This window comes from Xanthomonas maliensis, from assembly GCF_009192945.1.
Lineage (GTDB): Bacteria > Pseudomonadota > Gammaproteobacteria > Xanthomonadales > Xanthomonadaceae > Xanthomonas > Xanthomonas maliensis.
This window is the reverse complement of sequence record NZ_NSET01000119.1, coordinates 1-6,130: the sequence shown is the minus strand read 5'-3', so window position 1 is coordinate 6,130 and position 6,130 is coordinate 1. Positions and strand designations below refer to the sequence as shown.

The following is a 6,130-nucleotide window of genomic DNA, read 5'->3' as shown; positions in this document are numbered from 1 at the left end:
CACGCGCGCCAGCCGCTGCCTCCCCAGCGTCCAGTTCGGGCAGCAACGACGAACCTGGCGAGCTGGCGGCAGACGCGCCCTATCGCGTGCTGATCGTCGAGGACGATCGTTCGCAGGCGCTGTTTGCGCAAAGCGTGCTGCACGGTGCCGGCATGCATGCACAGGTGGAGATGGCGGCGGCCAACGTGCCGCAGGCCATCCAGGACTACCACCCGGACCTGATCCTGATGGATCTGCACATGCCCGAGCTCGACGGCATCCGTCTGACCACACTGATCCGCCAACAACCCGGCCAGCATTTGCTGCCGATCGTCTTCCTGACCGGCGACCCGGATCCGGAGCGGCAGTTCGAAGTGCTCGACAGCGGCGCCGACGACTTCCTCACCAAGCCGATCCGGCCACGTCATTTGATCGCCGCGGTCTCCAACCGGATCCGCCGCGCCCGCCAGCAAGCACTGCAGCAGGCCGGTGCGCAGGTGAGCGCACGCAGCAATCCGGAAACCGGCCTGCCGACCCGCGCCCATGTGATGGCTTTGCTGGCCGACACCCTGCAGCAGCGGCGATCGGGCGGGCTGATGTTCATCGAGATCGCCAGCGCGCTGGGGCTGCGCGAACGCTACGGTTACGCCGCCTACGAGCGCCTGATGACCCAGGTCGGCCATCGGTTGGCTGGGTTCGCCCAGCCCTATCCGCTGGCGCGATTGAACGACAACAGCTTCCTGCTGTTGGCGGTGGACATGGACGAGGCCGGCCTGACGGCGCAGGCGCTGGAGATCCGCCAGCGACTGTCGGCGCATGGCTTCCCGGTGCGCGAAGACGAATCGGTGCACCTGCGTTGCGCCATCGGCGTGGCGCCGTTGAGCCTGGGGTTCGACGATCCCGGCAGCGCGCTGGAGGCCGTGGAGCGCACCGCCCTGCAGGCCCGGCTGCATAGCGAGGGCGTGCAGGCTTATGTGCCGCCGAGCCATGTCGAGCAGCAGGAGCAGCTGCGCCTGGTCGAAGGCCAGCTGGAGCTGGCCTATCAGCCGATCGTCGCGGTGGCCGGTGGCGACACCGCGCAATACCAGGTGCTGTTGCGACTGCGTCAGGCCGACGGCACCCTGCTGTCGGCCGGGCAGGTGATCCCGGCGGCCGAAGCAGCCGGACGCATCGCCGACCTCGACCAGCAGGTGATGGAGCACGCCCTGGGCCTGCTGCATCTCTACCAGCATGCCAGTCCGCCATTGCGGCTGTTCGTGTCGCAGTCCCCGCGCACCCTGGCGCGCGATGCCTTCGCCGATTGGTTGCTGCAGGCACTGAACGAACGCGGCGTGGCCGGACCGTCGCTGATCGTCGATCTGCGCTTGGAAGACGCGCTGATCCACGCCGTCACGGTGCAGCAGTTCTGCGCCAAGCTGATGCCGGCCGGGGTGCAGTTCTGCCTGAGTCAGTTCGAGCCGGGCGACGAAGCCAATGCGCTGCTGGCGCAGTTGCCGCTGGGGTTCGTGCGCATGGCCAACCGGTTTGCCGATGCGCATGGCAACGCTGGCATCCGCGACGAATTGCGTGGGGTGATCGAACTCGCCCACCAGCGTGGGCTGCAGATCATCGGCCAACGCATCGAGGACCCGCAGGCCGCGGCGGCGATGTGGATGAGTGGCGTGGACTTCATCCAGGGCAACCTGGTGCAGACGGTCGGCAAGGAGCTGGACTTCGACTTCAGTCACTCGGTGCTCTGAGTGGCCTCGCCGGCAGGACGCCCCGCGCTGTGGATCGGCATCGGCTTGCTGGCATCGGCCATCGGCGCGCTTGGCGCTGCAATGCCGTGGAGCGGGATCGCAGGTCCCTGGACGCTGCTGACGCTTGCCGCTGCGGGACTCGGGGCGCTGGCCTGCCTGGGCGCGCTGCTGGCGACGCGGCGTCGGGCGCGCGTCGCGCACACGCTGCAGCAAGGACTGGAGCAATCCGAGACCACCCGCGAGCGAATGCAGCAGGAATTGCAGCGCCACGGCGAGCTCGAACAGGAACTGCTGCGCGCCAAGCAGGCGGCCGAAGCCGCTGCGCTGGCCAAGGGCGAATTCCTGGCCACGATGAGTCATGAGATCCGCACGCCGCTCAACGGCATCATCCCGATGCTCGAGCTGATCGCACGCGGCGATCTGAGTCTGGATCAGCGCGACATGCTGCAAACCGCCAGCGACAGCTCGCAGCAGCTACTGCGCATCGTCGACGACATCCTCGATTACTCCAAGCTCGAAGCCAACAAGCTGGAGCTGGAGATCACCACCTTCAACCTGCGCGAACTGCTCGATGGCGTGGTGCAGCTGATGCAGCGCACCGCCGAGGGCAAGCAACTGCGGCTCGGTCTGGATATCGAACCGGCGGTGCGCCTGCTGGTGCGCGGCGACCCGATCCGCCTGCGGCAGGTGCTGGGCAACCTGATCGGCAACGCGATCAAGTTCACCGAACGCGGCAGCGTGAATATACAGTTGCGGCGTTTGGGCGAGACCCGCGCGCAGCACCTGCTGCGCTTCCAGGTGCGCGACACCGGCATCGGCATCGCTCCGGATCAACAGGCGCGCTTGTTTCGCTCCTTCGCCCAGGCCGATGCGTCCACCACCCGCCTGTACGGCGGCACCGGGCTGGGGTTGGCGATCTGCAAGCGCATCATCGACCTGATGGGCGGACGCATCGGGGTGGAATCGGAACCCGGACGCGGCTCCACCTTCTGGTTCGAGATCCCGCTGCTCAAGGGCGTCGGCGACCTGCAGCCGGCCACCGGCGAAGAGGATGCGCGGGTCATGCTGATCAGCTCCGACGCCCGGCTCTCCCAGCGCATCAAGCGCCTGCTCGACACCTGGAGCGTCACCAGCGTGGTGATGGAAACCACCCAGGAAGCGCTGGAACGCCTGCGTCGCCACGACGGCGACGGCGACGGCTTCCGCTGCGTCATCGCCGATCACGACACCCTGCGCTACAGCGCGCGTGCGCTGCACCGCGCGCTGGCGCGCCCCGCCGATCAGGCTGGGGCACGGCTGATCTGGCTGTACGGCGACGAGCCGGTGCCGTCCGAATTGCACGATAACGCCGCGCTGACGCCGCGACAAAGCCCAGACGAGACCTTGCGCGCGCTGGTGATGCCGCCCGAGTCCAAATCTGCTCCGGCACCGTTGCTGGCAGCGCCATTGATTCCCGAGCCGCTGCCACCTCCCCCGGCCAATGCGCGGGAGATGCGGATCCTGTTGGTGGAGGACAATCCGGTCAACCTGCTGGTGGCGCAAAAACTGCTCGCCGTCCTCGGCTATGAGGCCGATACCGCCACCGACGGCGAGGCCGCACTGAACCGCATGGAGTCCAGTCGTTACGACCTGGTCTTCATGGATTGCCAGATGCCGGTGCTGGATGGCTATGCCGCTACCCGCCGTTGGCGCGCGATGGAAACCGAAAGCGGCGGACGTCCGATTCCGATCGTGGCCATGACCGCCAACGCAATGGCCGGCGACCGCGAACGCTGCCTGGCCGCCGGCATGGACGACTACCTGTCCAAGCCGGTGGCGCGCGAGCAACTGGACGCCTGCCTGCAGCGCTGGCTGCCACGGCAATCGCTCACCGCCGCGCCTGCGGCAAGCGGCATTACCGATGCGCCGGAAAGTGCCGGCAGCGCTGCCCAGGCGCGTGCTTTGCCGATTCTGGATGCCGACGTCGTCGAGGAGCTTTACGAAGTCGCCGGCAACGACACCATCCGCATCCTGCAGCTGTTCCTGGAAGACACTCCCGGGATCATCGAGCAACTTGAGAGCGCTGCCGGCAATCGCGACAGCATGCAGCTGCGCGACCTAGCCCATTCGCTGAAGTCCTCCAGCGCCAATGTCGGCGCGCAGGCGCTCTCAAACGCGGCGCGGCGCATCGAACTGGCCGCACGCACCGGCACCATCGAGCGGCCGTCGGCGATGGTGGCGCTGGTGATCGCCGAATATGCCCGCGCGCGCCTGGCACTGCTCGGCCAAGTCAGCCGCCTGCAGGCGCTGGTCAGCAGCGCCAACGGCTGAGCCAGCGTATCGCGCCTGCCGCTTTGCTTGCGTGCGGCACAGTACCCGACGGCTCGGACACGCCTCGTGTCACGGTGACGCCGTCCGCCCGAGCTGCGATTGCAGCTGCGCGCAACGGCAACGTCATCGCCGCGGCAATCGAGCCCATGGACGATCAACGACCCGCCATGAGAGCGATCGGTGCAACCCGCCGCAGTGGACCACCGCGCCGCACGCAACAGCGACGGCGCGCCATTGCCGCGCTCAGTCGTCCAGCTTGGTCAGCAGATAATTCGGTTCGCCAATGCGCGCAACCAGGTCCAGCTGGGTCTCCAGCCAATCGATGTGCTCCTCTTCCGACTCGAGGATGTCCACCAACAGCTGACGACTGACGAAGTCCTGCACTGTCTCGGCGTAGGCGATCGCATCGCGCAACACCACGACCGCTTCGCGCTCCAGCGCCAGGTCGCAGCGGAACATCTCGGTCGGGTTCTCACCGATGCGCAGCTTGCCCAAGGCCTGGAAATTGGGAAGTCCCTCGAGGAACAGGATGCGATCCGACAACTTGTCGGCATGCTTCATCTCGTCGATGGATTCCTTGTACTCATGCTCGGCGAGCTCCTTGAGCCCCCAGTTCTTCAGCATCTTGGCGTGCAGGAAGTACTGGTTGATCGCCGTGAGTTCGTTGTAGAGCACCTTGTTGAGGTACTCGATGACCTTGCTGTCGCCCTTCATGCGATGTCTCCAAAACGGTGCGCCGGCGGCACTCTACCGTGTTGGAAAGGCCCGTGAAGGAACGCGAATCGTGATCAGTTGCGGCACCACCGACAGGCAGCGGTTGACCAACAGGGAGGGATGTTGGGGCGGCTCAGCGGTCGGCGTGCGTCAGGCGGCGCTGGCCAGCCCCAGGATTGGCAGACCGAACTCGCGCGTGGCGCGTGCCTGATGCAGCAGATCGCGGGCCATGTCCAGGCAAGAGCCGCAGTTGGCGCCACAGCCGGTCCGCAGGGTCAATTCGGCAACAGTGGAGCAGCCGTTCTCGGCCGCTTCGCGGATCTGGTGGTCGGTGACCCCATTGCAGATGCAGACGTACACGGGCGCGATGTCGGGCCGGCGATCCGGAGAGGACCGGCGACAATTCCACCGCAAACGAGAATAGGTGTCAATTCCAGACGTTAATCATTATTAATCCTGACTGGACGCGTCAGGCCGCGCTTGCGCGGGCGCTTGCGCGGGCGATCGTGCCCGGCCGCACTGCTGCCCGGCAGCCAGGCTTCCAGAGCCCGCTGCGGCATCACGCCCACGGCGGCGCCGGCGACGTTCTGCGCCAGCGGCGCCAGGTGGCGCAATGCACGTGCATACACGCCGCGCTTGAACATCACCACATGCTCCACCGGGTACCAGAAATCCACCCAGCGCCAGTGGTCGAACTCCGGGCTGTCGGTCTGGTCGAGCTTCAGATGGGACTCGTTGCCGGTGAACTGCAGCAGGAACCACACCTGTTTCTGGCCGATGCAGACCTGCCGTTCGTTGTGCCGCACGGCGCGGCTGGGCAGGCGATACCGTAGCCAACCGGGCGTGGCGCCAAGCAATTCGACATGCTCGGGCAACAGACCGGTTTCTTCGCGCAACTCGCGGTACATGGCCTCGACCGGCGTCTCATCGGTATTCATGCCGCCTTGCGGGAACTGCCAGCCGTCCCTGCGCACGCGTCGTGCCCAGAACACTTGCCCGTCCTCGCGCATCAGCACGATGCCGACATTGGGTCGGAAACCGTCCGGATCGATCACGATGCGGACTCCTGAAAAATCTACTGCCACCGACTCTGCCATGGCAGCGGCCCGCTCACAAGCTGAAAACAAAATGCTTGACAGCCCCCCCGGCCATCGTGAAAATTGGCGGTTCCCTAGGCTATGTAGCTCAGCCGGTTAGAGCACAGCACTCATAATGCTGGGGTCGGTGGTTCGAGTCCACCCATAGCCACCACGGTTTTCAGCCCGCCACCAGCGTGCGATAATCGCGGCCCAACGCTTCATTGCCCCGTCGCCAAGCGGTAAGGCACCTGACTCTGACTCAGGCATTCGGTGGTTCGAATCCATCCGGGGCAGCCAAACACACAAAAA

At 66.1% G+C, this 6,130-nt stretch carries 5 protein-coding genes and 2 tRNA genes; 4 read left to right on the top strand and 3 right to left on the bottom strand.

Translation table 11 applies throughout. The features are described from left to right. Both CKY51_RS22175 and CKY51_RS22170 read left to right on the top strand, forming a co-directional pair. The coding region (locus CKY51_RS22175) for an EAL domain-containing protein (protein ID WP_152250056.1) at window positions 1–1,718 on the top strand (1,718 nt) is incomplete at its 5' end. Between the two features lie 81 nt (window positions 1,719–1,799). After that, window positions 1,800–4,028 carry an ATP-binding protein gene (locus tag CKY51_RS22170; RefSeq protein WP_425479901.1) on the top strand — a complete coding sequence of 743 codons (2,229 nt, stop codon included), beginning with the start codon at window positions 1,800–1,802 and terminating at the stop codon, window positions 4,026–4,028. A 243-nt stretch (window positions 4,029–4,271) separates the two neighbouring features. On the opposite strand, the gene bfr is transcribed toward CKY51_RS22170, so the two are convergent. The 3 genes from bfr to CKY51_RS22155 form a co-directional block, all read right to left on the bottom strand. Then, window positions 4,272–4,742, bottom strand: a complete 471-nt coding sequence (bfr, locus tag CKY51_RS22165; RefSeq protein WP_022973631.1) for a bacterioferritin — start codon at window positions 4,740–4,742, stop codon at window positions 4,272–4,274. A 150-nt stretch (window positions 4,743–4,892) separates the two neighbouring features. Next, window positions 4,893–5,102 carry a (2Fe-2S)-binding protein gene (locus tag CKY51_RS22160; RefSeq protein WP_031340446.1) on the bottom strand — a complete coding sequence of 70 codons (210 nt, stop codon included), beginning with the start codon at window positions 5,100–5,102 and terminating at the stop codon, window positions 4,893–4,895. 80 nt (window positions 5,103–5,182) lie between these two features. Further along, window positions 5,183–5,797 (bottom strand): RNA pyrophosphohydrolase, encoded by a 615-nt coding sequence (locus CKY51_RS22155; RefSeq protein ID WP_031340445.1) that lies wholly within the window; start codon window positions 5,795–5,797, stop codon window positions 5,183–5,185. Window positions 5,798–5,916: 119 nt separating this feature from the next. On the opposite strand from CKY51_RS22155, the gene CKY51_RS22150 reads away from it, so the two are divergent. Both CKY51_RS22150 and CKY51_RS22145 read left to right on the top strand, forming a co-directional pair. Continuing rightward, window positions 5,917–5,993, top strand: a tRNA-Met gene (locus CKY51_RS22150). 50 nt (window positions 5,994–6,043) lie between these two features. After that, window positions 6,044–6,118: transfer RNA gene (locus CKY51_RS22145), tRNA-Gln, on the top strand. The last annotated feature ends 12 nt before the right edge of the window (window positions 6,119–6,130 follow it).